The 4035-nt window shown below is 60.0% G+C and carries 2 protein-coding genes and 1 pseudogene; 2 read left to right on the top strand and 1 reads right to left on the bottom strand.

From position 1 onward, the window contains the following. Positions 1–785 precede the first annotated feature (785 nt). Positions 786–1016, bottom strand: a complete 231-nt coding sequence (locus tag AC1DW9_RS36255) for a hypothetical protein (RefSeq protein ID WP_476777486.1) — start codon at positions 1014–1016, stop codon at positions 786–788. 435 nt (positions 1017–1451) lie between these two features. Here AC1DW9_RS36255 and AC1DW9_RS36250 point away from each other — a divergent pair, with 435 nt between their 5' ends. Further along, positions 1452–2183: an outer membrane protein gene (locus AC1DW9_RS36250; RefSeq protein ID WP_441509123.1), complete on the top strand. Its 732-nt coding sequence runs from the start codon at positions 1452–1454 to the stop codon at positions 2181–2183. A 1670-nt stretch (positions 2184–3853) separates the two neighbouring features. Continuing rightward, positions 3854–4035: pseudogene (locus AC1DW9_RS36245) on the top strand (IS5/IS1182 family transposase); the annotation flags it as partial.

The raw sequence follows: 4035 nt of genomic DNA, 5'->3' as shown, positions 1-4035 counted from the left end.
GCTCTCGACCAGCGAAGGAATTCGTCTCGTCAAGGCCTTCTTGAAGGCCGAAAGCACGGCGAAGCGCCAGCGGATCGTTGCCATGGTTGAAGGCATGGTGAATGCCGATCCTGCCGGGAGCAGCGATGAGATCGGGCCATCTCAGGGATAGCGCAAGTACAATCGGAACTGCAGCGCGCGCGATGACCGAAGCTGAAAATAAATGACGTATCGTAATGTAGGCCGGCGCGTACGGTCTCGTCTTATCGTGGCGCATCGTCGCGATGTCGCTGGTTAACCAATCTCTGCCGCTCCGAACGGGCAGGTGAAAATCACAGTCGACGAGCCGATATACGTGTGCTTACATCGCTTCGATACAAGATCTTGGTCTGACAACGTACATTATGAATGCTGAATATTATGCGATTCGATACGCTATCCGCCAACTCAGGGGTTATTGGCATGGCGATCTCAAGGAAGAGCGGATGTTCTCACGAATTTCCGGAATCGCACCCGGTAAACCGGCGGAATTACAAATGGTTTCGGCCCGATGGAGACGATGAAGATAGTTTTGGCCGAGGGATTATTTGGGGAGCTGCCATATCATTCTTGCTCTGGGGAGGGATGACGTTGGTTTGGTTCACTATCTTTCGATGACTGCACCGCATGCGTGATTTATCGCGCATGAGCACTCAGCAAGAGCATCGATGGCCTGAACTGGAGTGACTTCCCCAGCAGGGATGGACAACACGCCTGGCCGAGGGCCAGGCGTAAACCGAAGTTTCTGAGTTGGGTGCAGCACCCAGTCAGTTGCGCCGCTCCTCACGCCGGTGGGTGCGTCCGGTGCGCCGCGTGTCACGCCGCTCCCCGCGCCCCGAACGCCTGTCCCCACGCCGCTCCATGCCGGAGGTCTGGGCCTGAGAATTCGAGGCCGTCAGGATCGTAGCAGCCGCAGCAACACCGAGAGCGGCTGCCGACCACAAGAAGGAAAGGGCATGTCGCCGAGAGATCATGTCCGAATTGAAGACTTCGCTCATGGGGAAGCTCCTCGGGATCTATGAACAGTCTTTGCCGCCCCCTGTCGCCCCAGATCACCATGATTGACGTAAGGCCACTTTTCGTCCGCCCGTGTCAATCAAAGCAGGCTGTTTATGGCCCCGTGTAGCGTCTGGCACAAGGTGATTCGCCTACCCTTGGCGTAACTGTTTCGCTTCGACCAATAATCGCCGACCCGAATACAGCCGCCCTGTCTATCGACGTCACGAGAACTCCGACGGGTTGGCATTCGGGCGTCCGTGGAAATTGGGATGCTCCGGGCAGTCGAGATTTGGGGCTCATAGAGCGAAGTGATCAAAATATCGCAGTCCGGAACATTCGGCACTTCCTCGGCAAACGCCGCCGATTATTCGGGTTCTCTGTAGTTACTTGATATGGAACAGATTGACTGGCCTATCCCTGAATCGGAGAACACGATGCGATTAGGACTTGTATCCGCCGCCGTTCTTGCGACCTGCCTGGCGACGTCGGCCTTCTCTGCCGATCTCCCCAGCCGCCCGGAGCCGGCGCCGTTCGTCTACGTTCCCGTCTTCACCTGGACCGGATTTTACGTCGGTCTCAACGCCGGCGGCGGCTGGGCTGACTCGGGTAACATCACCGTTACCGGGCCCACGGCTGGTTCTTCCGGAATTCTGGGCGGCAACGGCGGCGACGGCGCTTTCGTTGGCGGCGGCCAGATCGGCTACAACTGGCAATCCGGCGCCTGGGTCTACGGTCTCGAGACCGATATCCAGTATGTCGGTTCGAGCGGCAATGCCTCCTGGGGGCAGTACACCTGGTGGGCAGGCAGAGGCGGCGGTGACGGCGGCTATTTCGGCACCGTACGCGCCCGCATCGGCTACGCCTTCGATCGGACGCTGGTCTACATCACCGGCGGTCTGGCCTATGGCGGCCTGAACAGCAACCCGCTGACCGGCAACACGACAAGCAACGCCGGCTGGACCATCGGTGGCGGTGTTGAATACGCCTTCACCAATAACTGGACGGTCAAGCTCGAAGGTCTCTACGTCGATACCGGCGAGGGCCGACAGACCCGGGTCTTCGAAAACCCCGCGGGCGGCGTGCTCCCGGCCGGAACCTACACGGCAACCACCAGCGGCGGCGGTGGCGGCGGGATCGTTCGCGTTGGCGTGAACTACAAGTTCTGACGCGCGGCGAATGGAACTCCTGCGGTCCTGCTGGAAATAGGCGGGACCGCTGGAGGTCGTTGCAGCGGGCATCGCGTAGGAAGGTCGCCCGCTGTTTTAACCAAACGTTGCTACGGAGCAGTTTCTACCAAGAACGTAGCAACGATATTCAAGGATCAACAGATGAAGAAGTCGGCTATTCTTGTCGTTTCGCTTGCTTTGCTTGCCGTTGGCGGTTGCGTTGGGTTTGGCAAGGGCAAGGGCAAGGCGCCCCCGCCGGTTGCAACGCCAATCGTCACGAAGGGCTAACTGATTTGCGCGACGGCGATGAGCCGTCGCGCAAACACACCAGCACCGAGCGTTCCGGATATCTGTGCTGTCCAGCGTGAGTTGACACGTACCGCAGTCCTCACCGGCCAGCCTGCAACTCCGCTCGCTGACAAAGTTGTGACAGCGGCCCCCGGCATTAGCGTCTCAACACGGCTTGCGCTCCGCAAGGGGCGGTTCATGATGAGATCAAGACTTGGCTGATCCCGTCACTATGGTGCATGTCAGCTGCGGGGTCGGCATTTGAGTTCCGTCGTTGCGTGGGGAACGCCTTATGCTTGCGAGGAAACACCTCAGAGCTGTCTGGCTGCGCATCGGGGTCGTGTTTGCTCTCGCGGCACTTGTCGTCCTCCCAATGCTGCTCAAATAACAGGGCGACCAGCAGGCCGCTGGCTCCGGCCGGACGGCGAAGCCGCTCCGCCACTAACTCAACTCTGGGGCCAAAAGTGGACACTTTCTGAGAGAATTTGGCTGAGGTTGAGGTAAACGAAGCCCGGTTGACCGGAAGGCGAAGCCAGCCAACGTCGGGAATTGGACCGGCTCCGGTCGCCAGAGACCGATCTTCAAATGTCTCAGATGGGGCGTGAGCGGCCCATTTCGCCCATGACCGGCATGGGTGTGGTTTGCTGACCTGCCGATCCGTCGGGTTATGTCGGCTCGGCCGCCAAGCGATCATTTGGTGACTGCCCTCCAAAGGATGTTCGCGGCGCAGTCACGTTCTTACCTCGCCCCTTCAGGGAACCCGGAACATCCGGCAATTTGCTCCAGTCGCTTGCGTCTTCCAAGCAATAGATACGATCCTGAACCTACTGTGATTCTGACTTCAGACTTCGACTGCTCGCAACGCGATCACCGAGTGGTCACGTTCGCGGGCCGCACGCAAAAAGGGCGCAGGAATGGGTTTGGGGCATGTGCTGCCGGGCGCCGGCGCGAACCATGGCCGGACTATTGCGGTGTCTGCGCGACGCGCGGCATTGCCCGGCACGCGCCTGCAGATTTGGCTCGTCCACGGCGCTTACTATCGCACTTCTCGCGGCGATGCCGGTTCATGCCCAGGATGCGACATGGTTGGCCAATCCAGGATCGGGAGACTACCGTTCGGCGGCCAACTGGAGCCCTACGACCGTGCCTCTCGGCACCGCGTCTTTCGCGCGCGCGCTTTTGGGGCATTCCTCCGCGCCGTGCGGGAGAGGCACGGCGCGTGACGCCTGGCGCATGTCTCCTTCTCCACGCATTCCGGACGCCGGGTGGTGGTTGGCGAGCGTGCCGCAAAGCGGACCTCGCCATGGTCTGAGAAGGGTGGAGGCTGTGTGAAAAGAGCCGAGTCGGCTAGGATTCCTGGAGGTGATGCTCCGGGAGCTTAGATGAAGCGCTTCGTTGAGAGTGAAGACCGTCGGCAGGGTGTCCTGCTTCCCGAGTATCTTGACGACTACGTGTCGGAGAACAATCCGGTTCGGGTGATCGACGTCTTCGTTGATGAATTGGACCTGGGCCAACTGGGTTTTGAAGGCGTGGTTCCCGAGGCGACGGGCCGTCCGAGCTACCA

The organism is Allobosea sp. P4_E12 (assembly GCF_056401655.1).
The sequence above is the reverse complement of the archived record's forward strand: the minus strand, read 5'-3'. Positions and strand labels throughout refer to the sequence as shown.